Here is a 22,772-nt window from a genome sequence, read left to right as displayed (position 1 = left end):
CTCGCCACCGGTCGGGGTGGGGAAGGTCAGAGCTTGACGCGGGCCGCGATCGGGAGGTGGTCGCTCGGGGTGCGGGGAAGGGCCCACGAGGAGACCGGCTCGACGCCCTTCACCATGATCTGGTCGATCCGCGCCATCGGGAACGACGCCGGCCAGCTGAAGCCGAAGCCGTTGCCCGCCGCGCCCTGCGTGGAGCGCATCTGGGACGTGACCGCGTTCAGCGAGCGGTCGTTCATCGTGCCGTTCAGGTCGCCCAGCAGGACCACCTTGCCCACCCGGTCCCGGGCGATCGCCTCGCCCAGCGCGTCCGCGCTGGTGTCACGCTGGCTGGCGGTGAAACCCGCGTTCAGCTTGACCCGCACCGACGGAAGGTGCGCGATGTAGACGGCGACGTCGCCCTCGGGCGTCGCCACCGTGGAGCGCATCGCGCGGGTCCAGCCCAGCCGGATGTCGACCGGCCGGGTGTCGCTCATCGGGTACTTGCTCCACAGACCGACGGTTCCCTGCACCGAATGGTGGGGGTACTGCGCCGCCAGGGCCTTCTCGTACGCCGGAACCGCGTCCGCCTTCAGCTCCTCCAGCGCGATGACGTCCGCGCCCGAGGCCGCGACCACACGGGCGGTGCCCTCCGGGTCCGGGTTGTCGGCGTTCACATTGTGCGTCGCGACCATGAGGCTGCCGCCGCCGCCCGACTTGTCGGTGAGGAGTCCGCCGAAGAGGTTCAGCCAGACGATCGCCGGCAGCAGCAGCGCGATCAGCGCGGTCGCCGACCGCCGAACGGCCGCGAGGACCAGCAGCACCGGGACGAACAGCCCCAGCCACGGCAGGAACGTCTCCGTGAGGCTGCCCAGGTTGCCGACCTTGTTGGGGATCTGGGCGTGCAGGATCATCAGCAGGGCGATGACCACGGCGAAGCCCGCGAGCACGATGCCGCGCCGCCAGATCCCGGGATCGTCCCGCCAGCGGTCGAGCAGGGCACGGACCCGGGATCCGGAGCGGGGGTCCTCCGCGCCACCGTTCCCCGACTCCGTCATGTATGCCTGCCCCTGCCGCATGTGCGTCGTCCTCACTGCCTTGCCGTGCACGCCGTGCCCGCCCCCTGACACTAGGCGATGACCGGCGCCTTTCTTCCGTACGGGTTCGAGGACGACCCGGCGGCGCGGCGGGTTCCGATCAAGGGGGCAGCACGACGGCTGTGACAGAACGTGCATATTGCGCGTCAGTGGACGGTCGGCGGACGCAGCCCCTCCAGCGCCACCGAGACGATGCGTTCCGCCAGGTCGTCGGCGAGCGGGGCGTCGGGCCGCATCACGGCGCGTACGAGCATGGGGCCGACGATGAGGTCGTTGATCAGGTCGATGTCGACGTCGCCGCGGATCTCGCCGCCCGCGATCCCCCGCCGCAGGATCTCCAGCACGGTCACGCGCCGGGGATCGATCACGGTCGCGACGTACGCCGCCCACAGCTTCGGGTGGCTCTTCATCTGTGCCAGCACGTTGTGCAGGAGCGCGGAGGAGCGCTGCGCGAGACCGCGTACGCGTACGGACTCCAGCATCACGACGAGGTCGTCGCGGGCGGAGGTGCCGGGCAGTTCCGGGTCCGGCGGCTCGATGTCCCTGAGGACCTCGACGAACAGCTCCTCCTTGTTGCTCCAGCGCCGGTAGATGGTGGCCTTGCCGACTCCCGCCGTGCGGGCGACGCGCTCGATGGAGATGTCGCCGAGCGGCACGCCCTCCTCGAGGAGCGTCGCCACGGCGGCGCGGATCGCCCGTTCGGACGCCTCGCTCCGGGGGCGGCCACGCCCCGCCGCTCTGCCGGGGCCCACGGACCTGCCGGCCGGCACGCCCATGTCCACACCCTCGTCCGCGCTCACGCCCACGCCCTCGTCCGCGCCCCTGACCGTCTCGACCTCGCCCCGCACCCGTCTTCGCCTCCGCTCCTGCGTCTCGTGCCGGCCAGCAGACATCCGGCGACCGGGGCTCACCCGTCGGACCTCACCCGTCGGATCTCACCCCCGGGCCGCCCCTGCCGCCGACCGCTCCTCCGGCTCCCCCGGCTCCGCCGGGACGGACGGCGCCCCCTCCGCCCCGGGAAGGGCGCGCCCCGGCAGGTACAGCGCCACGACCACGACGCCGACCAGTGTCGCTGCCGCCGCCCCCAGCGACGCGAGGTGCATGGCGCCGATGAAGGCGTGGTACGCAGGCCCGATCAGGACCTCTCCGGACGACCCGAGCTTCTCCACCACACTCAGCGTCGCCTCGATCGACTCCCCCGCCGCCGCCTTGGCCCCGGCGGGGACGGCCGCCGTCGCGTCGAGGGTCGGCTCGATCGCGGTCCGGTACGTCGCGGACAGGATCGAGCCGAGCACCGCCACTCCCAGCGCACCGCCGATCTGCCGGAAGGTGTTGTTGATCGCGGAGGCCACGCCCGCCTTCTCCCGAGGCAGCGCCTGCATCACCGTGGTCGTGACCGGTGACATCACATGCCCCATTCCGGCGCCCTGGACGAAGAAGGCGATCTCGATCGCCCACAGCGGCGTCGTGGCGTCGAAGAAGGCGAAGGAGGCGAGCCCCGCCGCGATCATCAGCATTCCGGCCGTGCAGGTCGCCTTGGCTCCGAACCGGCCGACGGCCAGCCGGGCGCGCGGCGCGAACGCCGACTGGGCCACCGCGAGCGGCAGGACCAGCAGTCCGGCCTCCAGCGGGCTGTGGTCGAGCACGGTCTGCAGATAGAAGACGGAGAAGAACGCCACGCCCATCATCGAGAGGAAGGCGAGCGCGGTCGCGGTGATCGCGGCGGAGAACGCGGGGTTCCTGAAGTACGAGAAGTCGAGCGCCGGATGGTCGATGCGCAGCTCGTACAGCACGAATGCCGTCAGCACGGCCAGTCCGCCGAGCAGCGGCAGCAGCACGCCCCGGTCGGTGAGGGAGGCGAGTTGGCCGCCGCGGATGATCCCGTACACCAGCAGGACGAGTCCGGCGATGGAGAGCAGTACGCCCACCGGGTCGATCCGGCCGGGGTCCGGGTCGCGGGAGTCGGGGATCAGCAGCAGCATCGCGGCGAAGCCGACGATCACCACCGGGACGTTGACCAGGAAGATCGAGCCCCACCAGAAGTGTTCGAGCAGCAGCCCGCCGGTGAGCGGGCCCAGGGCGATGGCGATGCCCACGGCACCCGCCCAGATGCCGATGGCCTTGGGCTGCTCGTCCCGTTCGAACACATTCATCAGGACGGCCAGCGTGGCCGGCATGACGAACGCGGCGCCGACGCCCATCACCGCGCGGTACGTGATGAGCTCGGCCGAGGACCCGGAGAACGCGGCGAGCGCCGAGCCGATGCCGAACACGACCATGCCGCAGAGCAGCGCCTTCTTGCGGCCGGTACGGTCACCGACCAGCCCCGCCGTGAAGAGCAGCGAGGCGAAGACGAGCGTGTAGGAGTTGATGGCCCATTCCAGCTCGGCCTGGGTGGCACCGATACCGACGGGCGCGGGGGTGGCGATGGTCTTGACCGCGACGTTCAGGACCGAGTGGTCCAGCACCATGATGAGGACGGTGAACATCAGGACGCCGAGGATGGCCCAGCGGCGTCGGTGCACGGCTTCCGGTACCCGGGGCGGGGCCGCGAGGGCCCCTGGTGGTGTCGACATGATCCCAGTTGTTCCCGGAATTTCGATACGAGACCGTTTCGTATAGAAAGTTGACCGGGATGGCCCAATCATTGCGGGGGTGTGAACGGCCCCACTTCCCGCGACGGGCGCCGGGATGCCACCATGGATCCGGTCCGGGGACGCCGTGAGGGCGCCTCGAGATGACGAAGGAGCTGTTCCCCATGACGCTTCAGGCTGCCCCGAAGCAGCCCGCCGACAGCAGCAGCAAGGCGCTGTACGGCGGCAAGGGCACTCGCCGCATCACCGTCCACGACATCGCCGCCGCCAAGGAGCGGGGCGAGAAGTGGCCCATGCTCACCGCCTACGACGCCATGACCGCGTCCGTCTTCGACGAGGCCGGCATCCCGGTCATGCTCGTCGGCGACTCGATGGGCAACTGCCATCTCGGCTACGACACCACCGTGCCCGTCACGATGGACGAGATGACCCTCCTCTCCGCCGCCGTCGTACGGGGCACGAAGCGCGCCCTCATCGTCGGCGACCTCCCCTTCGGCTCGTACCAGGAAGGCCCGGTCCAGGCGCTGCGCTCGGCGACCCGGCTGGTCAAGGACGCCGGCGTCGGCGCCGTAAAGCTGGAGGGCGGGGAGCGCTCGCTGCCCCAGACCGAGCTGCTGGTCCAGGCCGGCATCCCGGTGATGTCCCACCTCGGCCTGACCCCCCAGTCCGTCAACACGATGGGCTACCGGGTGCAGGGCCGCAGCGACGAGGCCGCGCACCGGCTGCTGCGCGACGCCAAGGCGGCCCAGGACGCGGGCGCCTTCGCCGTCGTCCTCGAACTCGTACCGGCCGAGCTGGCCGCCGAGGTCACCCGTTCACTGCACATCCCCACCATCGGCATCGGCGCCGGTCCCGACACGGACGCCCAGGTCCTCGTCTGGACCGACATGGCCGGGATGACGGGCGGGAAGGTGCCGCGCTTCACCAAGCAGTACGCGAATCTGCGGCAGACGCTCGGCGACGCGGCGAAGGCCTTCGCGGACGACGTCGTCGGCGGGGCGTTCCCGGCCGGGGAGCACACCTTCCACTAGCAACACCAGTTCCACCGGCAACACCAGGCACCACGCGCTCCAAGCCACTACCGGCACCAACGACAGCCCGCCGATCCTCCCCCGTCGGCGGGCTGTCGGCGTGCCGGGGACGTCTCGGGCACCCGGGCGTAGCCTGAAAACGGACTCGGGATCCGCCGCTCCGCCCAGGAGGTGGATGGCCATGGCCGGAATCTTCTCCAAGAACTTCGACGCCGCCGACGAAACCCGGCCCTTCGAGGACGGCAAGGGAAAGGTCGACGTTCTCCTCACGGACCGCGGACCCGTCGGCCGGGGTGTCTTCGAGCCGGGCTGGCAGTGGTCCAAGCACATCAAGCCCCTGGCCGGCGGCGAGAGCTGCCAGGCCACGCACGCGGGATACATCATCAGTGGGCGAATGAAGATCGTGATGGACGACGGCGAGTCCGCTGAGGCGGGGCCCGGCGACTACATCGGCATCCAGCCGGGTCACGACGCCTGGGTCATCGGGGACGAGCCCTGCGTCCTCGTCGACTGGGCGGGTTTCGGGGACTACGCCAAGCCCGCGTAGGCCTCTCGTAGACCTCTCGTAGACCTCTCGTAGACCTCTCGTAGACCTCTCGTAGACCCCCGGTCCGCTCGTCATCCCTGCGCAGACCCCCGCGTCACGCCGTGCCGGTGCGGTCGTCCACGGCCTGTCGGCCGTCTGTCGACAGCTTGTCGGTGGCTTGTCGGCGGCTTGTCGGTGGCGGCTGCGACCGTGTACGGCATGACGCGAATCGACAAGAACGCCGTCGAGGTACGAGGCCTCGTGAAGCACTACGGCGAGACGAAGGCGCTGGACGGGGTGGACCTCGATGTCCGTGAGGGCACGGTTCTCGGTGTCCTCGGACCCAACGGCGCCGGCAAGACCACCCTGGTCCGCTGCCTTTCCACACTGATCACGCCCGACGCCGGACGCGCCACCGTCGCCGGATTCGACGTGGTGCGCCAGCCCCGCCAGCTGCGCCGCGCCATCGGCCTCACCGGGCAGTACGCCTCGGTGGACGAGAAGCTGTCCGGCTGGGAGAACCTGTACATGATCGGGCGGCTGCTCGATCTTCCCCGCAAGGACGCGCGACGCCGCGCCGACGAGCTGCTGGAGCGGTTCTCGCTCACGGAGGCCGCCAAGCGCCCGGCCTCCACGTACTCGGGAGGCATGCGGCGCCGCCTGGACCTGGCCGCCTCGATGATCGGGCAGCCCGCGGTTCTCTATCTGGACGAGCCGACGACGGGCCTCGACCCCCGGACCCGCAACGAGGTCTGGGACGAGGTCCAGCGGATGGTCGCCGAAGGCGTCACCGTCCTGCTCACCACCCAGTACATGGAAGAGGCCGAGCAGCTGGCGAACGAGCTGACGGTCATCGACCGCGGCCGGGTCATCGCCGAGGGAAAGATCGACGAGCTGAAGGCCAGGGTCGGCGGCCGCACCCTGCGGATCCGGCCGGCGGACGCGGCGCAGTTGCCCGCGATGTCCTCGGCCGTCCGTGAGGCGGGGCTCGACGGCATCGCCGGCGCGCAGGCCGTGCCGGACGAGGGCGTGCTCTACGTCCCGATCCTCAGCGACGAGCAACTGACCGCCGTGGTCGGCCTGCTGGGGGCCCGCGGCTTCGCCATCGCCGACATCGGCACCGATCTGCCCAGCCTGGACGAGGTGTTCCTGGCCATCACCGGCCACAAGACGGCGCCCGTCACCGACACGATCCCCCAGGAGGTCGCGGCGTGAGCGCCACCACCGTCAGCACCACCACCGTCAGCATCACCCCCCACGCCGGCGAAGGCCGTATCGGCCTGCGCGGCAATCTGCGGCACATCGGCGCGCTGGTCCGCCGCAATCTGCTGTGGATCCGGCAGGACCCGGAGTCGATGTTCGACGCCGTGCTGATGCCGATCGTCTTCACCCTGCTCTTCGTGTTCGTCTTCGGCGGCGCGATCTCCGGCAAGGGCAACCAGGACGCATACGTCAACTATGTGGTGCCCGGCCTCATGGCGATGATGGGCATGAACATCGCGATGGGCGTCGGCACCGGCTTCAACCAGGACTTCCAGACCGGTGTCATGGACCGCTTCCGGTCCCTGCCCATCGCCCGGTCCTCCGTCCTCATCGCGAAGATCGTCGTCGAGATCGGCCGGATGCTGGTCGCCACGTCGATCCTGCTGACGGTCGGTTTCCTGCTCGGCCTGTCCGTGGCGGACGTCCCCGGGCTGTTCGCCGCCGTCGGACTCTCGCTGGTCTTCGGCTCCTCGATCATGTGGATCTTCCTCACCATGGGCGTGACCATGAAGAACGCCCAGGCGATCCAGGGAATGGGGTTCCTCGTGCTGATGCCACTGCAGTTCGGATCCTCGATCTTCGCCCCGCCGAGCTCCATGCCGGGCTGGCTGCAGACCTTCACCGACTACAACCCTCTGTCGTCGCTCGCCGACGCGGCCCGCGGACTGATGAACGGCGGCCCGGTCGCCCACGACGTGTGGGTGACGCTGATCTGGTCGGTGGTGATCACCGCGACGATGGCGCCGATCGCGATACACAAGTTCCGTACGAAGTCCTGACCGACGCGGCTCGTGTCAGCAAGGCGCTGTGGCGTCGGTGGCGTCGCACGCGGCAGGGTGTCAGACCCTGGCCCCGTCAGGTCCCGGCTCCGTCACACCCGTGCTTCGCCGGCCGTCGTGGTCCACGCCTGCACCAGGGCGGCGGCCTCCTCCAGAGTGAGGTCGCCGCCCTCGGCGTACCGGGCCTCGAACTCCGCCTCGGTGAGAGCGGCGCGAGTGACCCGCTCGGCACGGACACGGCCCTCGCGCTCCTGGGACGCGACCACGACATGTCCGGCCGGCAGCACATGCTCGTACGCGCCGAGCAGCCGGGCCGCGTCGCCCGCCGACTCACGCCCCAGACCGGCCAGCGCCTCGGCCGCGGTCACCAGGTGGAGCGCGGGCACATGCGGCGCGATCATCAGCGAGAGCGGTGTCAGCGCGCGCTCCAGCGCCTGGGCGGTATGGCCCACGGCGTCGTCGTACCGGGCGTCGAGACAGTCCAGCCAGGCGAGGCAACCCAGCCGGAAGCCCTCGAAGAAGGCGAGGACGGACGAACGGAACTCCTCGGCCAGGAGCTCCAGTTGTTCGCGCGCTTCCGCGGTGCGCCCGGTGCGGCCGAGTTCCAGGGCGAGATAGAGCCGGGCCGCGGGCACGACTTCTCGGGCGGCGCCGCCCTCGCGCACGGCGGCGAGGACGTCCCGGAGGATGGCCTCGCCCTCCTCGCCACGGCCCAGCTCGGGCAGCACGCCGGCCAGCCTGGACCGCAGCAGCGGCACCTGGCTCTGCGCCCCCAGCCGCTCGGCCCGGTCCACCGCGGCGGCGAAGTCCTCGGCGGCGAGCCGGAATTCACCTCGCCGCTCGAGGGACTCGCCCCGCGCCGACAGCGCTTCGGCAGCACCCCACAGATCACCGAGCCGGTCGAAGATCTCCAGGCTGCGGTCGGCGTCGGCGGTGGCGTCGCCCGCCCATTCGCTACGGTTGGCCAGGACGTTGGCGCGCATCTGGAGCGCGGCGGCGAGCGACCACTCGTCACCGGACTCCTCGCAGCCGCTCACGGTCATGTCGAGCACGTGGCGCAGTTGCTCATCGTCGCCGGTCAGCATGATCGCGAAGAACCAGAGCGTGCCGGGGAAGCGGCAGGTCTGCGGCAGTCCCGGCCGGTAGACCTCGGCCACCCTGCGCAGCCACTCCAGCCGCTCGGGCGTTATCCAGTCGTCGATCCCGGCCTCCATGCTGACCATCGCGATCAGCCCCGCTCCGCGTCGCGCCTCCAGGAGCTGCTCGGGCTCGAACGGCGGCGGAGCGTCGGTGGCCGGGGCGTGCAGCGGCGGGGCCGGGACGAGGGGCGGTTCGAACGGATCGGGACCGAGGGCGGCGGCGGCCAGCGCCCAGTGCCGGGCGTCGCTGCGCAGATCCCGCATCTGCCAGTACCAGGCCAGGGAGAGCACCAGGCAGAGGACCTCCTGCTCGTCCCGGGCGGCGGTGGCGCGGCGCAGCGCGGTGCGCAGATTCTCGTACTCGAGCTCCAGCAGGGCGCCGGCCTCGATCTGCTCCGGTCCTCGGAGCAACGGATCGGTGCGGCGGGCGAGTTCGCGGTAGTGGGTGAGATGGGCACGCTCGGCGTCCGCCCGGTCGCCCGCCTCGTCGAGCCGCTCGGCGGCGTACTCGCCGACCGTCTCCAGCAGCCGGTAGCGCATGCCGCCGACCGGCGACGGCGCGGCCACGACCAGCGATTTGTCGACAAGCGCGCCGAGTACGGAGATGACGTCGCGGGCGGCCTCCGTCGCACAGACCGACTCCGCGGCCGGAAGGTCGCAGCCGCGGGCGAAGACGGAGAGGCGGCGCAGTACGGTGCGTTCGGCGTCGTCGAGGAGGTCCCAGGACCAGTCGACGACCGCACGCAGCGTCTGCTGGCGCGGCAGGACGGTACGGCTGCCGCTGGTGAGCAGCCGGAAGCGGTCGTCGAGGCGGTCGGCGATCTGGCGCGGAGTGAGCATCCTCAGCCGCGCGGCGGCGAGTTCGACGGCGAGCGGCAGCCCGTCGAGGCGGCGGCAGATCTCCTCGGCCGCCGCACGGTCGTCCTCGATCCGGAAGAGGGGGTTCGCGGCCGCGCCGCGGTCGGCGAGGAGCCGCAGGGCCATCGGATCGGGCAGCGGGCCGACGGGGCGCACCGCCTCGCCCGGCACACCGAGGGGTTCGCGGCTGGTGGTGAGGACCGTGAGCCCCGGGCAGCGTTCCAGGAGCCGCTCGCACAGGTCCGCGGCGGCAGCCACGACGTGCTCGCAGTTGTCGAGGAGAAGCAGCATCCGGCGGCGCGCGCAGTGCTCCGTGAGGCGTACGAACGGGTCGTCGCCGTGCCGGTCGGACGCCGCCCGCAGCCCCTCCGCACCCGCGCCGCGCAGGACCGTCTCGCGCGCGCCGAGCGCGGTGAGGACGGCTTCGGGAACATTGTCCGGGTCGCCGACGGGCGCGAGTTCGACGAGCCACACACCGTCCGCGTACACCCCGGCCGCCCGTTCCGCCGCCTCCTGCGACAGCCGTGTCTTCCCGGCCCCGCCGGGCCCCAGCAGCGTGACGAGCCGCGCCCGCCCGAGGTCTTCGCAGATGGCGTCGATGTCCGACTCCCGCCCGACGAAGCTGGTGAGCCGCGCCCGCAGGTTTCCCTGCGGGGAGCTTCCCTGCGCGGAGCGGCGGGGTTCCGGTCCGGTGGCCCCCGCTCCGTCCCGGCCCGCACGACCGCCCGCCGCCCGACCGCCCGCCGTACGAACGTCCGACGTACGACCACCTGTAGGGCCCTCGGGTCCGGACCCGGGTACGGGCACGGACCCGGGCACGGATCCGAAGTCCGGGTTCAGCAGCTCCGCGTGCAGCGCGCGCAGTCCCGGCCCCGGGTCGGTGCCCAGACGTGTGGAGAGCTCGCGGCGGACCGATTCGTACGCCGCGAGGGCCTCCGCCGTGCGGCCCGCGGCGCGCAGGGCGCGGATGCGGAGGGCGTGGAGGGATTCGTCGATCGGGTGGTCGCCGCAGAGCGCGGCGAGCTCGGCCAGCGTCTCCTCCGCCCGGCCCAGGGCAAGAGCCGCCGCCAGGCGGGTGCGGCGGGCGGCCAGGCGCCGGGTCTCCCAGCGGGCCGCCTCGGCGGTACGGTCCGGCAGATCGGCCAGCACCGGGCCCCGCCACAGCGCGAACGCCTCGTCGAGCAGTTCCACGGCCTTGCCCGGGTCCCCCTCCGCGAGCGCCCGCGCTCCGTCCCGCGCGAGCCGCTCGAACCGGTGAAGGTCCACGTCCTCAGGCTCGACGTGCAGCCGGTACCCGCCGTCCTCGGAGACCACCGCACCGTGCCCGAGGGCCCGCCGCGCCCGCCCCACGAGGGCCTGGACCGCCCCGACCGCGTCGGCCGGCGGTTCGCCGTCCCACACCTCGTCCACGAGGACGGCGACCGGGACGGTACGCCCGCCGCGCAGGGCCAGCACAGCCACCAGCGCACGCAGCCGCGCCCCGCCGAGCGCGGCGGGGGTGCCGTCGTCGTGGGAGGCCTGGGTGGTGCCGAGTACGGAGAAACGCACCCGCCCATTGTCCCCGGTGCTGTCCAGCGGCCAGGACCGGCATGGCCCGCGCGTCGGAAGACCGGCTGCGCGGGACGCCGGAACGTCAGGAACCCGTCGCACCTCGCAGGACGTTCCTCCCGCGTCACCGGTACGGTCTACTCGCGCCGCCCTCCCTCAGCCTCCGGCAGGGGAGACCCCGTCCCGCCCCGCTCGCCCCGCCGCACCCCAGGAGCCCCGCCCATGACCTCCGCCACCACCCGCAGCACCGACCGGAGGATCTCACCCGTCTTTCTCGGCATCACAGCGATCATGGCAGTCACCGGCTGGGCGGTCTGGACCGGCTTCGCGCCCAATGCGGGCTTCGCGGTGTTCCTGTTCGTCACGGCCGCGTGGATCGTCTCGCTCTGTCTGCACGAGTACGCGCACGCCCGCACCGCGCTGCACGGCGGCGACCTCACCATCGGCGCCAAGGGCTATCTGACGCTCAATCCGCTCAAGTACACCCATGCGCTGCTGAGCATCGTGCTCCCCGTGATCTTCGTGATCATGGGTGGCATCGGCCTGCCGGGCGGCGCGGTCTTCATCGAGCGGCACCGCATCCACGGCCGCTGGAAGCACAGCCTGATCTCCGCCGCGGGCCCGCTGACGAACGTCCTGTTCGCGGTCGTGTGCACCGCCCCGTTCTGGCTGGACGCGCTGGACGGCGTTCCGATGGCGTTCCGCTTCGCCCTGGCGTTCCTGGCGCTGCTCCAGGTGACGGCCGCGATCCTGAACTTCCTGCCGGTCCCGGGTCTGGACGGCTACGGGGTGATCGAGCCGTGGCTGTCGTACAAGGTCCGCCGCCAGGTGGAGCCGTTCGCACCGTTCGGCCTGCTCGCCGTCTTCGGCGTTCTCTTCATTCCCGAGGTCAACCACGCGTTCTTCGACGCGATCGACGCGGTCCTGCGAGGGCTCGGGGTGTCCGAGCCCGAGACGTACTGCGGGTACAACCTGTACCGCTTCTGGACCGGGCAGAACCCGCTCTGCGAGGCGGCCCTCAGTCAGTGATCACGCCTGCTTGGCGATCTTCGCCCGGCGGATGTAGTACACGGCCATGTTGGACGACACCCCGGCCAGCAGCACCCAGATGATCCCCAGCCAGCTGCCCTCGACGAAGGACACGACCGCCGCGGCGACGGCGAGGAGGCAGATGACGATGGCGTAGAGGGCGAGGCGGGGCATGGGGGTCGGCTCCTGTCCGGTCAGTGGTGTTCCGGACCAGTGTCCCCCATGCCCGTACGCTCCCGTGCGACGGCCGGCCGGTACGTTCCCGTACGCCGGCCGGACCTCGGCGAGGCCTGCCCGGTCGTTCCTGACCGTCCGGTCGGTCCTGCCCGTCCGGCCCTAGACGTCGGTGACGCGCAGGCCGGCGTGCGCCTTGTAGCGGCGGTTCACCGAGATCAGGTTGGCGACCAGCGACTCCACCTGGTGCGCGTTCCTCAGGCGGCCCGCGAAAACACCCCTCATGCCCGGGATACGGCCCGCCAGCGCCTGCACGATGTCCGTGTCCGCACGCGCCTCGCCCAGCACCATCACATCGGTGTCGATCTCCTCGACCGACTCGTCCTGCAGCAGCACCGCCGACAGATGGTGGAAAGCGGCCGTGACCCGCGACTCGGGCAGCAGGGCGGCGGCCTGCTCGGCGGCGCTGCCCTCCTCCGGCTTCAGCGCGTACGCGCCCTTCTTGTCGAAGCCGAGCGGGTTGACGCAGTCGACCACGAGCTTCCCGGCGAGCTCGTCGCGCAGCGCCTCCAGGGTCTTGCCGTGGCCCTCCCACGGCACGGCCACGATGACGACATCGCTGCGCCGCGCGCACTCGGCGTTCTCGGCGCCCTCGATACCGAGGCCGAGCTCGGCGGCGGCGGTCCCGGCGCGTTCGGCGGCCCGGGATCCGATGATCACCTTCTGCCCGGCGCGGGCGAGCCGGTAGGCGAGGCCACGGCCCTGGTCACCGGTGCCGCCGAGGACACCGACGACCAGACCGGAGACATCGGGGAGGTCCCAGGGGTCCTTGGCGGGAGCGGCGGGCTTCGGAGCGGCAGCGTTGTCTTGTGAGGTCATGGACCCGACATTACTGGCTGGTCGGGTGGGCCCGGACAGGCCGCCGCTCGACGCGATCGACCCACGCGATCCAGCCGAGCGCGACGAGCATCAGCACCGGCCCATGCCGGCAGTCGCAGCGCGTACCAGTCGGACCGACCGACCCGTGCCAGATCGAGGGCCCCCTGTACGAGCGCCCCGGCACAGGCCGCGAACAGCAGCCGGCCGCGGGCCCTGAGGCAGCTCATGGCGGCATCATGCCCCGGGACGGCGGCGCCTCATAGGGGTGAGCTGTCGCCAACCGCCTGCCTTCGCGCCGCCGTTCGGGCAGGATGCGGGGCCATGGATGCCGTACGCGTCGCACTGCTGCGAGAAGTCCTCGCCGGGACCGAATGGCCCGCCGCGGCCCGACGGTTCGCCGGAGCGCTGCGCTCGTCCGTCGTCCCGCAGGGCGGCGGGCTGCTGCTGGTGGGGACCGCCGAGTACGAGCCGTGGCATCTCGCCGCGCATCTGGTGGACGAGGCCGCCTGGTCGGGGCAGCCGGAGCTGGCTCCCACGCTCGTCCGGCACCGGGTACGGGCCGGGGACCCGGCGCACCTGGCCGTCGGGCTCGGCCGTGTCGAAGCGGCCGGGCGTGGCGAGACGCTGCTGGTGGTGGCGCCGCAGCGGCCGGACGGGGGCCTGCTGGAACGGGTCCACGACGCCCGTCGCGCCGGGGCGACGGTGCTGGCGCTGGACGCCGGGGACCCGGAGGTGCACGGCCTCGCGCACGAGGCGCTCACCGTCGGGGGCGCGGCGGAGGTGGACCTCGACACGGTTCAGCACCTGGTCAGTGCGGCGGCCGGTGAGAACGTACTGCCGCCGTCGCCGCGCGGCCGCCTCCGTCTGCGCGACCGCCTCTCCCGGCTCGCGGACCAGCTGACGGCTCCGCCGCCGCCGCGCTGGTAGCGGGTCCGGGGGAAGCCTGCGACGGGCCCTCTCCCATGGGCATCGCCCCAGACCCCGTACGGCCTTCGGCCGTGTCCTCGATCCCCCCGGAGCTTCGCCGGGGCGCCCCCCGACGGGCTCGTTCGGAGCCCCGCACGTGCCGCGGCCGAGCCGGAAAACCGGTTGCCGCCGTTCACGCAGCGCGCGGAGCATGACCAGTCATGGCCTCACGAATCGGCGCGCTTCTCCCCGATCTGGCCCCATGGCGGTCATCGCGGGACTTCCGGCTGCTGTGGGCCCAGGGGCTGGTGACCTACTTCGGCACCTTCATGGCGTTGGTGGCGCTGCCCCTGCAGATCAAGGAGCTGACCGGGTCACCGCTCGCCGTGGGCACGATGGGTGCCGTCGAGCTCGTACCACTGGTCGTCTTCGGGCTGTACGGCGGCGCGCTCGCCGATGCCGTCGACCGGCGCAAGGTCTTGCTGCTCACCGAGGCCGGGATGGCCGCGATGGCGACGATTCTGCTGGTCAACGCGCTGCTGCCGACGCCGATGCTCTGGCCGCTGTATCTCGTCGCGGCCGGTGTCTCGGCGCTCGCCGGGCTCCAGCGGCCCGCGCTGGACTCGCTGCTGGCCCGCATCGTCCCGCACGACCAGCAGACCGCCGCGTCCGCGCTCAACGCCCTGCGCTGGCAGCTCGGCGCGATCGCGGGACCCGCGCTGGCCGGCCTGGTCGTGGCGTACGCGGGCCACGCCTCGGCGTACGCCACGACGCTCGCAGGCCTCGTCGTCTCCGTACTGCTCTGCACTCGGCTCGCCGCTGCCCCGCCCGCGCACGACGCGGACAAGCCGTCGCTGCGCGGCATCACGGAGGGCGCGCGGTACGCGTGGAGCCGTCCCGTGCTGCTCGGTACGTACGCGATCGACCTGGCCGCGATGTTCTTCGCGTTCCCCAACGCGATCTTCCCGTTCCTCGCGGACGAACTGGACGCCGAGTGGTCGCTGGGCCTGATGTACGCGGCGGGGTCGGTGGGCTCGGTCGTGCTGAGCCTGACCAGCGGCTGGACGTCACGGGTGCGGCGGCACGGGCTGTTCGTCGTCTTCGGCGCGGCCGTGTGGGGGCTGGCGATCGCGGCGGCGGGCTGGTTCACGAACGTCTGGCTGGTGCTGCTGTGCCTCGCGTTCGCGGGGGCGGGCGACATGCTGAGCGGTCTCGGCCGCTCCACGATCTGGAACCAGACCGTCCCGGAATCCCTGCGCGGCCGCCTCGCGGGCATCGAGATGCTCTCATACAGCGTCGGCCCCCAGCTCGGCCAGGTCCGCGCGGGCGCCATGGCCGGCTGGACCGGCACGCGCGCGGCCTTCTGGACCGGCGGCCTGGCGTGCGTCGCTTCGGTCGGGCTGCTCGCCGCGGTCCTCCCGAAGCTGCTCACCTACGACGCGGAGACGGACGAGGACGCCCTGCGCCGCCGCGCGCAGAAGGAGGAGGCGGCGGCGCAGGCGGAAGCGGCACTCTGATCAGTCGGACGCGTGGTCTCGATCGGACTCGTCGTCTCCGCCGGACGCGTCGTCTCAGTCGGAAGCGTCGTCTCAGTCGGACGCGTCGTCTCAGTCGGACGCGTCGTCTCAGTCGGACGCGTCGCCCCCGCCGCGGGGAGCGTCGTGCCACTTGGGGTCGTTCTCCCACTCCAGGTTCCGCTCACGCGCGGTCTCCATCGCGTGCTCGGCCTCCCCGCGGGTGGTGTACGGGCCGAAGCGGTCCTTGGCCGGGCACTCGGGGCCCTCCTCGACCTTCTTGTGCTCCAGGCAGTAGTACCACTCGCCCGGCTTGCCCACCGTGCGCTTCTTGAACAGGGCCATCGTCGGCTCCTTCCTCTGACGCCATGCTGCCCCACCGGCCCTGGTTAGACTCGCTGGCATGTCTGGCCAGTCGCTGCTCGTACCAGGGGAGCTCTCTCCCACCCGCTCCGTTCCCGGAAACATCCGGCGCCCCGAGTATGTCGGGAAGCCCGCGCCGACGCCGTACACCGGGCCGGAGATCCAGAACGCCGAAACGATCGAGAGCATGCGTATCGCGGGCCGCATCGCCGCGCAGGCGATGGCCGAGGCCGCGAAGCTCATCGCGCCCGGTGTGACCACGGACGAACTGGACCGTGTCGCGCACGAGTTCATGTGCGACCACGGGGCGTACCCGTCGACGCTCGGCTACCGCGGCTTCCCTAAGTCGCTGTGCTCCTCCATCAACGAGGTGATCTGTCACGGGATCCCCGACTCGACGGTGCTGCGCGACGGCGACATCGTGAACCTGGACGTCACCGCGTACATCAACGGTGTGCACGGCGACAACAACGCCACCTACCTCTGCGGCGACGTGGACGAGGAGTCGAGGCTCCTGGTGGAGCGGACGAGGGAGTCGCTCAACCGGGCCATCAAGGCGGTCAAGCCCGGCCGCCAGATCAACATCATCGGCCGGGTCATCGAGTCGTACGCGAAGCGCTTCGGCTACGGCGTCGTGCGCGACTTCACCGGGCACGGCATCAATTCGTCGTTCCACTCCGGGCTGATCATCCCGCACTACGACAGCCCGCACGCGACCACCGTCATCCAGCCGGGAATGACCTTCACGATCGAGCCGATGCTGACGCTCGGCACGCATGAGTACGACATGTGGAAAGACGGCTGGACCGTCGTGACGAGGGACCGCAAGCGGACGGCCCAGTTCGAGCACACCCTGGTGGTGACGGACAGCGGGGCCGAAATCCTGACGTTGCCCTGACGCGGAACAGGGGTAGCGTTTTACCGACAGGCCGTCGGGAACTGGTTGACTTAGGTAAGCCTAAGTAGCAGGATCTCACCGGTTCCCGTCCCTCATCGGTCCCCGGAGGCCCGCCTTGGACACGCTGGACACGCCGTTCTCGACCCTGATCCGTGTCGCGTCGCACGAACAGCACACCGAAGCGGAAACCTCCACCTTCATGAGCGATCTGCTCGGCGGCCGGCTCGCGGTCGGCGCGTACACCCGCTACACCGAGCAGCTGTGGTTCGTGTACCGGGCACTAGAAGGCGCTGCCGAGACGCTCGAGGACGACCCCGTCGCCGGCCCGTTCATACAGCCGGAGCTGTTCCGTACGGCCGAACTGGAGCGCGATCTGGCGCATCTGCGTGGCGCGGACTGGCAGGAGGGCCTGCGGCCGCTGCCCGCGACGGCCGCGTACGCCGCGCGGGTCGAGGAGTGCGCCCGTACCTGGCCCGCGGGGTACGTCGCCCACCACTACACCCGCTACCTCGGAGACCTCTCCGGCGGCCAGATCATCCGGGACAAGGCCGAGCGGACCTGGGGCTTCCACCGCAAGGGCGACGGCGTCCGTTTCTATGTCTTCGAGCAGATCCCCAACCCGGCCGCGTTCAAGCGGGGTTACCGGGAGCTGCTGGACCAGGTGAAGGCCGACGACCTGGAGAAGCAGCGCATCATCGACGAGTGCAAGCGCGCCTTCGACTTCAACGGCGCGGTGTTCAGGGAGCTGGGCCAGGAATTCCCGTTGAGCGCATAGGCCCTGTCCGGGCGACAGGGCCCAGCCGTTCAGTGGGAGGCGAGGCGTACACGGCCGCCGAGCTCGATCGTGCCGTCGGGGCCGGGGGCGGTGAGAATCTGCGAACCCCGGCCCTGCGTGATGTTCAGGGCCCGGCCCAACTGCGCGGTGAGCAGCAGCGCCGCGGCGCCGGTCGCCTCGTCCTCGTCGATGCCGTCGCCCCGCCCAGGGAAAGCCCGGGCACGGACCCGGCCCGCGGCCTCGTCCTCCCAGCCCCACCCGTACACCCACTCCCCCGGAGGCGGCACCTCCAGCGCCTCGACCTCGGCGGCCGATCCGTACTGCCGCAGGGTCCGCGGCGGGGCCCACTCGGCGCGGGCCGTGATCCAGGTGAACTCGCCGTCGGACCGCACCCATACCTCGCCGGCCGGCGGGTTCACCAGCTCCAGGTCGAGCAGCCAGGCCACCCCGACCAGGGGATGACCGGCGAACGGCAGCCGCAGCCCCGGCGTGTAGATGTCGACGGCGCCGCGCTCGGGATCGTCGACGAACACGGTCTCGCTGAAGCCCAGTTCGGCGGCGAGCGCCTGCCGGGACTTCTCGTCGGGGTACGGACGTCCGTCGCGTACGACTCCGAGGGGGTTGCCGTGGCGGCCGTCGGCGGCGCAGAAGACATGGAGGACGTCGATGCCGCGGGGTCGTTCGTGAGTCACGCGGGCATTCAAACATCCCCGTACGACAGCGATACGACGGCCGGCAGCGGGTCGAGGTGCTGCCTCATCCGCGGACCGGGACTCCCTTCGTCGTCCCGAACCGCGACATTTGACCGGGACTTGACCGTCCCGTGATCGGGGCGTTTCCGCAGCTCGGTTGTGAGAGCTGAATCACTGGACGAAGGGGTATCGCTCAGGTAAGCCTCGGTTAAGTTAGGTCCGCCTCACCGCCGTCCCACCCCGTCCCGTCCTTTGTGGAGCCTGTATGCGACCCGTCCGCCTCTCCGTCGTCACCGCCGCCGCGACAGCGGTCGCCCTGACCGCCATCACGGGCTGCGCCGAGAAGAGTGACGCCAAGGGCGGTGACGGTGCCGTCACCGTCACCGCGAAGGACGACTCCTGCGAGGTGTCCAAGAAGGAGTTCCCGGCCGGGCACGTCCAGCTGGACATCGAGAACAAGGGCAGCAAGGTCACCGAGGTCTACATCCTCTTCCCGGACGACCGCATCGTCGCCGAGCGCGAGAACATCGGCCCCGGCACCAAGGCGAAGCTCACCGCCGAGGTGAAGTCCGGTGACTACGAGATCGCCTGCAAGCCCGGCATGAAGGGCGAGGGCATCCGCCAGCAGGTGAAGGTGACCGGCGGCAAGGCCGCGAAGCGGTCGCCCGAGATGGACAAGGCGGTCGCCGAGTTCCGCACGTACGTGCAGCAGCAGGCCGACGAGACGCTGCCCAAGGTGAAGGTGTTCACCGACGCCGTGCGCGCCGGCGACATCGAGGCCGCCAAGAAGGCCTACGCCGACTCCCGTATCGGCTGGGAGCGCACGGAGCCGGTCGCCGAGTCCTTCGGCGACATCGACCCGAAGGTCGACCTCCGCGAGGACGGCGTGGCCGACCTCAAGAAGGGCGAGCAGTGGACCGGCTGGCACCGCCTGGAGAAGGCGCTGTGGCAGGACAAGAAGCTGGGCGCCGAGGAGAAGGCGTTCGCCGACACCCTCGACAAGGACCTCGCGGACTGGGCGAAGCGCGTCGGCACCGCCGAGATCACGCCGACCTCGATGGCCAACGGCGCCAAGGAGCTCCTCGACGAGGTCGCGACCGGCAAGGTGACCGGTGAGGAGGAGCGCTACTCCCACACCGACCTGGTCGACTTCAAGGCGAACGTCGAGGGTGCGCAGAAGTCGTTCGAGCTGCTGAAGCCGGTCGCCGCCAAGAACGACCCGAAGCTGGTCGCCGAGCTGGACAAGCAGTTCGCGGCGATGAACACGCTGCTCGACAAGTACCGCACGGACAAGAGCTCGTACGTCTTCACGTCGTACGACAAGGTCACCGAGCCGCAGCGCAAGGAGCTGTCGGACGGTGTGAACGCGCTGGCCGAGCCGCTGTCGAAGCTCGCCGCGGCAGTGGTGAAGTAGGAGGCGGCACGATGACCGAGGACACCACGAGCACGGCCCGGACCGAGGACGCCGCAGTCACGTCGTCCGGGGCCGAGGACACCACAGGCACGGCCCGGACCGAGGGCACCACAAGCACGTCGTCGTCCGGGACCGCTTCGCCTTCGCGGCGTGCGGTGCTCGGCTGGGGAGGCGCGGGGCTCGCGCTCGGCGCCGCCGCGGCCGGCGGTGCGGTGGCCGCGACCCGCTCCGGTGACGAGACCGTCCCCGCCGCGCTCAGCGGCGCCGCGGTGCCGTTCCACGGCGCGCACCAGGCGGGTATCGCGACCGCCGTGCAGGACCGGCTGCACTTCGCGGCCTTCGACGTGAAGACCAAGGACCGTGCGGAACTGGTCCAGTTGCTGAAGGACTGGACGCGGGCCGCCGAGCGGATGACGGCCGGACAGGCGGTCGGCGAGGGCGCGTACGGCGGTCTCGCCGAGGCCCCGCCGGACGACACGGGCGAGGCCCTCGGCCTCAAGCCGTCCCGGCTGACGCTCACCATCGGCTTCGGCCCCTCGCTGTTCGACGACCGCTTCGGTCTGAAGGACCGCCGGCCGGCCGCACTCGTCGACCTGCCCAAGTTCGCCGGCGACAACCTGGACCCGGCCCGCAGCGGTGGCGATCTGTGCGTGCAGGCCTGCGCCGACGACCCGCAGGTCGCCGTGCACGCCATCCGCAACCTCGCCCGGATCGGTTTCGGCAAGATCGCGGTGCGCTGGTCGCAGCTCGGCTTCGGCAAGACCTCCTCGACCACGCCCGAGGAGCAGACGCCGCGCAACATGATGGGCTTCAAGGACGGCACCCGGAACATCTCGGGCACCGACGCCGCCGCCCTCGACAAGCACGTCTGGGTGTCCGAGAAGGACGGCCCCTCCTGGATGGCCGGCGGCTCCTACCTGGTGGCACGCCGGATCCGGATGAACATCGAGGCCTGGGACCGTACGCCGCTGCAGGAGCAGGAGGACATCTTCGGCCGCGACAAGGGCGAGGGTGCCCCCGTCGGCAAGGCGAAGGAGCGCGACGAGCCGTTCCTGCCCGCCATGCTGCCGAACGCCCATGTGCGGCTGGCACACCCGGACTCCAACGGCGGTGCGAAGCTGCTGCGCCGCGGCTACTCGTTCACGGACGGGACGGACGGACTCGGCCGCCTCGACGCCGGCCTGTTCTTTCTCGCCTACCAGCGGGACGTCGCCAAGGGGTTCATCCCGGTGCAGCGCAATCTCGCCGGGGACGACCTCAACGAGTACATCCAGCACGTGGGTTCGGCTCTGTTCGCCGTACCGCCGGGCGTCCGCGGCAAGGACGACTGGTGGGGCCGGGCGCTGTTCTCGTAGTCAGAAGGGACCCGCCGTGTTCGGCAACTATCTGATCGGCCTCCGCGAGGGTCTCGAGGCCAGTCTGGTCGTCTGCATCCTCATCGCGTATCTGGTGAAAACAGACCGCAGGGACGCCCTGAAACCGATCTGGCTCGGTATCGGGGCGGCCTGCGCGCTGGCGCTCGCGTTCGGCGCGACGCTCGAATTCGGCTCGCAGGAGCTGACGTTCGAGGCGCAGGAGGCGCTGGGCGGCACGTTGTCGATCATCGCGGTGGGGCTGGTCACCTGGATGGTCTTCTGGATGCGGCGCACCGCGCGGCATCTGAGGGCGGAGCTGGGCGCCAAGCTGGACGCGGCGCTCCAGATGGGCACGGGGGCGCTCGTCGCCACCGCGTTCCTGGCGGTGGGCCGCGAGGGGCTGGAGACGGCGCTGTTCGTCTGGGCGTCGGTACGGGCGGCCACCGATGCGAGCGGCTCGTCGGCCCCGCTGACCGGTGTGCTGCTCGGGATCGCGACCGCCGTCGTGCTCGGCTGGCTGTTCTACCGGGGCGCCCTGCGCATCAACCTGGCGAAGTTCTTCACCTGGACCGGCGGAATGCTGGTGATCGTTGCCGCGGGCGTGCTCGCGTACGGCGTGCACGATCTGCAGGAGGCCCGTTTCCTGGGCGGCCTGGCGGACAAGGCGTTCGACGTCAGCGCCACGGTCCCGCCGGACAGTTGGTACGGCACGCTGCTGAAGGGTGTCTTCAACTTCCAGCCCGACCCGACGGTCCTCCAGGTCACGGTGTGGGCGCTGTATCTGATCCCGACGCTCGCCCTGTTCCTGGCCCCGGTAGGGTTCGGACGGTCAGTGGGGGTCGAGGAGCAGAATGCAACCGATGAGCAGGCTGGGTCGGGCGGCGACGGGGCTGGCGGCGGCGACGGTACTGTCGCTGACGGCGAGCGGGTGCGTGACGGTGCACGGCGAGCGGGAAGTCGTACCGTCGGCGACGAAAGCTGAGGCCGCGCAGGCCCTGAAGGACTTCACCGACGCCTACAACAAGGCGGACAAGGCCTATGACCCGGCCCTCGACGCGGGCCGGGTCACGGGCGCGCTCGGCGCGATCAACCAGGCGGGTCTGAAGGCGCGCAGTGTCACGACGCCGGGCGGCAATCCGGAGCACCGTCCGCTGGAGCTGACGGACGCGAAGTTCTACGTCCCCAAGAAGGCGGGCTGGCCGCGGTGGTTCCTCGCGGACACCGACAGCAACCGGGACACCGACAGCGGCCAGGAGGACACCCGCTGGGTGGTGGTGTTCGTCAAGAACGGCAACAGCCAGCTGTGGGAGGCCGCGTATCTGGCGATCCTCGCCCCGGACGACGTGCCGAAGTTCCGTACGGACAAGGACGGCTGGGCGGAGCCGGTGGCGCCGGACTCCGCGCAGACGGCGGTCGCTCCGCGGGATCTGAGCGAGGAGTACGCCTCGTACCTGGCGAGCGGCAAGCCCGAGCACTTCGCGCAGGGCGCGCACACCACGGGCTGGCGCGAGGAGCGGGACCGGAGCAAGCGGCGGCCGGGTCTTTCGACGCAGTACGTCGACCAGCCGCTGGACACCGGGGACTTCGCGCCGCTGGGGCTGGTCACGGAGGACGGCGGGGCGCTGGTGTTCTTCGCCACCCGCTACTTCGACCAGCAGACGGCGGCGAAGGGCTACCGGCCGAAGGCCGGCGCGGACGTGAAGGCGCTCATGACGGGCGAGTTGAAGAGCACGCTCACGAAGGAGTGGGTGTCGAGCCAGGTCGTCCGGCTCGCACCGAGCGGCGGCAACGGACCGGCGGTGACGATCCTGAGCCGGCTGCAGGGTGTGACGGCGGCGAAGGGTTCGTAGGTCGTGCGCCGGGGGGGGGGGGGGGGGGGGGGGGGGGGGGGGGGGGGGGGGGGGGGGGGGGGGTTTCTTTGCTTTGTTTCTTCTCTCTTTGCTTTTCTTTCTATGTACGTTC

The 22,772-nt window shown here is 71.1% G+C and carries 21 protein-coding genes; 13 read left to right on the top strand and 8 right to left on the bottom strand.

Features of this window, described 5'->3' with window-relative positions:
- Window positions 1–26: 26 nt before the first annotated feature.
- The 3 genes from AC0699_RS22450 to AC0699_RS22440 all read right to left on the bottom strand — a co-directional run bounded on the left by AC0699_RS22450 (window position 27) and on the right by AC0699_RS22440 (window position 3,649).
- The gene (locus AC0699_RS22450; RefSeq protein ID WP_478662970.1) at window positions 27–1,034 is read right to left on the bottom strand and encodes an endonuclease/exonuclease/phosphatase family protein; all 1,008 of its coding nucleotides are present in this window, start codon (window positions 1,032–1,034) and stop codon (window positions 27–29) included.
- A 185-nt stretch (window positions 1,035–1,219) separates the two neighbouring features.
- Complete coding sequence (locus AC0699_RS22445; RefSeq protein WP_478663085.1) at window positions 1,220–1,849, bottom strand: TetR/AcrR family transcriptional regulator; 630 nt, start codon at window positions 1,847–1,849, stop codon at window positions 1,220–1,222.
- A 159-nt stretch (window positions 1,850–2,008) separates the two neighbouring features.
- Complete coding sequence (locus AC0699_RS22440) at window positions 2,009–3,649, bottom strand: MFS transporter (RefSeq protein WP_478662967.1); 1,641 nt, start codon at window positions 3,647–3,649, stop codon at window positions 2,009–2,011.
- 182 nt (window positions 3,650–3,831) lie between these two features.
- Between AC0699_RS22440 and panB the strand changes: the two genes are divergently transcribed.
- From panB to AC0699_RS22420, 4 genes are all read left to right on the top strand, one after another.
- Window positions 3,832–4,698: a 3-methyl-2-oxobutanoate hydroxymethyltransferase gene (panB, locus tag AC0699_RS22435; RefSeq protein ID WP_478662964.1), complete on the top strand. Its 867-nt coding sequence runs from the start codon at window positions 3,832–3,834 to the stop codon at window positions 4,696–4,698.
- Window positions 4,699–4,879: 181 nt separating this feature from the next.
- The gene (locus tag AC0699_RS22430; RefSeq protein ID WP_478662961.1) at window positions 4,880–5,245 is read left to right on the top strand and encodes a cupin domain-containing protein; all 366 of its coding nucleotides are present in this window, start codon (window positions 4,880–4,882) and stop codon (window positions 5,243–5,245) included.
- A gap of 198 nt (window positions 5,246–5,443) precedes the next feature.
- Window positions 5,444–6,439, top strand: coding sequence for an ATP-binding cassette domain-containing protein (locus AC0699_RS22425; protein WP_478662959.1), 996 nt, complete (start codon window positions 5,444–5,446; stop codon window positions 6,437–6,439).
- Window positions 6,436–7,266: an ABC transporter permease gene (locus tag AC0699_RS22420; protein ID WP_478662956.1), complete on the top strand. Its 831-nt coding sequence runs from the start codon at window positions 6,436–6,438 to the stop codon at window positions 7,264–7,266. The genes AC0699_RS22425 and AC0699_RS22420 overlap by 4 nt, the downstream gene beginning before the upstream one ends.
- Before the next feature lie 92 nt (window positions 7,267–7,358).
- Here AC0699_RS22420 and AC0699_RS22415 read toward each other — a convergent pair whose 3' ends face one another.
- Window positions 7,359–10,811 (bottom strand): AfsR/SARP family transcriptional regulator, encoded by a 3,453-nt coding sequence (locus AC0699_RS22415; protein ID WP_478662954.1) that lies wholly within the window; start codon window positions 10,809–10,811, stop codon window positions 7,359–7,361.
- 222 nt (window positions 10,812–11,033) lie between these two features.
- Here AC0699_RS22415 and AC0699_RS22410 point away from each other — a divergent pair, with 222 nt between their 5' ends.
- Entirely contained in the window at window positions 11,034–11,840 is an 807-nt protein-coding gene (locus tag AC0699_RS22410; RefSeq protein ID WP_478662950.1) for a site-2 protease family protein, read from the top strand.
- On the opposite strand, the gene AC0699_RS22405 is transcribed toward AC0699_RS22410, so the two are convergent.
- Together AC0699_RS22405 and npdG are read right to left on the bottom strand one after the other, a co-directional pair.
- Complete coding sequence (locus tag AC0699_RS22405; protein WP_469770529.1) at window positions 11,841–12,014, bottom strand: hypothetical protein; 174 nt, start codon at window positions 12,012–12,014, stop codon at window positions 11,841–11,843.
- 162 nt (window positions 12,015–12,176) lie between these two features.
- Window positions 12,177–12,893, bottom strand: a complete 717-nt coding sequence (gene npdG, locus AC0699_RS22400; protein ID WP_478662947.1) for an NADPH-dependent F420 reductase — start codon at window positions 12,891–12,893, stop codon at window positions 12,177–12,179.
- 321 nt (window positions 12,894–13,214) lie between these two features.
- Between npdG and AC0699_RS22395 the strand changes: the two genes are divergently transcribed.
- Together AC0699_RS22395 and AC0699_RS22390 are read left to right on the top strand one after the other, a co-directional pair.
- The gene (locus AC0699_RS22395) at window positions 13,215–13,820 is read left to right on the top strand and encodes a hypothetical protein (protein ID WP_478662945.1); all 606 of its coding nucleotides are present in this window, start codon (window positions 13,215–13,217) and stop codon (window positions 13,818–13,820) included.
- Between the two features lie 200 nt (window positions 13,821–14,020).
- Window positions 14,021–15,316 (top strand): MFS transporter, encoded by a 1,296-nt coding sequence (locus AC0699_RS22390; protein WP_478662943.1) that lies wholly within the window; start codon window positions 14,021–14,023, stop codon window positions 15,314–15,316.
- Window positions 15,317–15,424: 108 nt separating this feature from the next.
- Here AC0699_RS22390 and AC0699_RS22385 read toward each other — a convergent pair whose 3' ends face one another.
- Complete coding sequence (locus AC0699_RS22385) at window positions 15,425–15,658, bottom strand: hypothetical protein (protein WP_478662941.1); 234 nt, start codon at window positions 15,656–15,658, stop codon at window positions 15,425–15,427.
- A gap of 58 nt (window positions 15,659–15,716) precedes the next feature.
- Between AC0699_RS22385 and map the strand changes: the two genes are divergently transcribed.
- Window positions 15,717–16,574, top strand: a complete 858-nt coding sequence (gene map, locus AC0699_RS22380) for a type I methionyl aminopeptidase (protein ID WP_478662939.1) — start codon at window positions 15,717–15,719, stop codon at window positions 16,572–16,574.
- A gap of 124 nt (window positions 16,575–16,698) precedes the next feature.
- Entirely contained in the window at window positions 16,699–17,349 is a 651-nt protein-coding gene (locus AC0699_RS22375; RefSeq protein ID WP_478663083.1) for a biliverdin-producing heme oxygenase, read from the top strand.
- 29 nt (window positions 17,350–17,378) lie between these two features.
- Here AC0699_RS22375 and AC0699_RS22370 read toward each other — a convergent pair whose 3' ends face one another.
- On the bottom strand, window positions 17,379–18,041 hold the full coding sequence (locus AC0699_RS22370) for a PhzF family phenazine biosynthesis protein (RefSeq protein WP_478662936.1): 663 nt from the start codon (window positions 18,039–18,041) through the stop codon (window positions 17,379–17,381).
- Window positions 18,042–18,306: 265 nt separating this feature from the next.
- Here AC0699_RS22370 and efeO point away from each other — a divergent pair, with 265 nt between their 5' ends.
- The 4 genes from efeO to AC0699_RS22350 are packed head-to-tail and all read left to right on the top strand — an operon-like array spanning window position 18,307 to window position 22,660.
- Window positions 18,307–19,455: an iron uptake system protein EfeO gene (gene efeO / locus AC0699_RS22365; protein ID WP_478662933.1), complete on the top strand. Its 1,149-nt coding sequence runs from the start codon at window positions 18,307–18,309 to the stop codon at window positions 19,453–19,455.
- Between the two features lie 11 nt (window positions 19,456–19,466).
- Window positions 19,467–20,810, top strand: a complete 1,344-nt coding sequence (gene efeB, locus AC0699_RS22360; RefSeq protein WP_478662930.1) for an iron uptake transporter deferrochelatase/peroxidase subunit — start codon at window positions 19,467–19,469, stop codon at window positions 20,808–20,810.
- Window positions 20,811–20,826: 16 nt separating this feature from the next.
- A complete protein-coding gene (gene efeU, locus AC0699_RS22355) occupies window positions 20,827–21,792 on the top strand; it encodes an iron uptake transporter permease EfeU (RefSeq protein ID WP_478662926.1) in 966 nt (321 codons plus the stop codon).
- Window positions 21,680–22,660, top strand: coding sequence for an SCO2278 family lipoprotein (locus AC0699_RS22350; protein ID WP_478663081.1), 981 nt, complete (start codon window positions 21,680–21,682; stop codon window positions 22,658–22,660). Before efeU ends, AC0699_RS22350 begins: the two co-directional genes overlap by 113 nt.
- Window positions 22,661–22,772 lie beyond the last annotated feature (112 nt).

The sequence above is a fragment of the Streptomyces sp. NPDC043870 genome (assembly GCF_056435785.1).
This window is presented reverse-complemented; position numbering and strand designations above follow the sequence as displayed.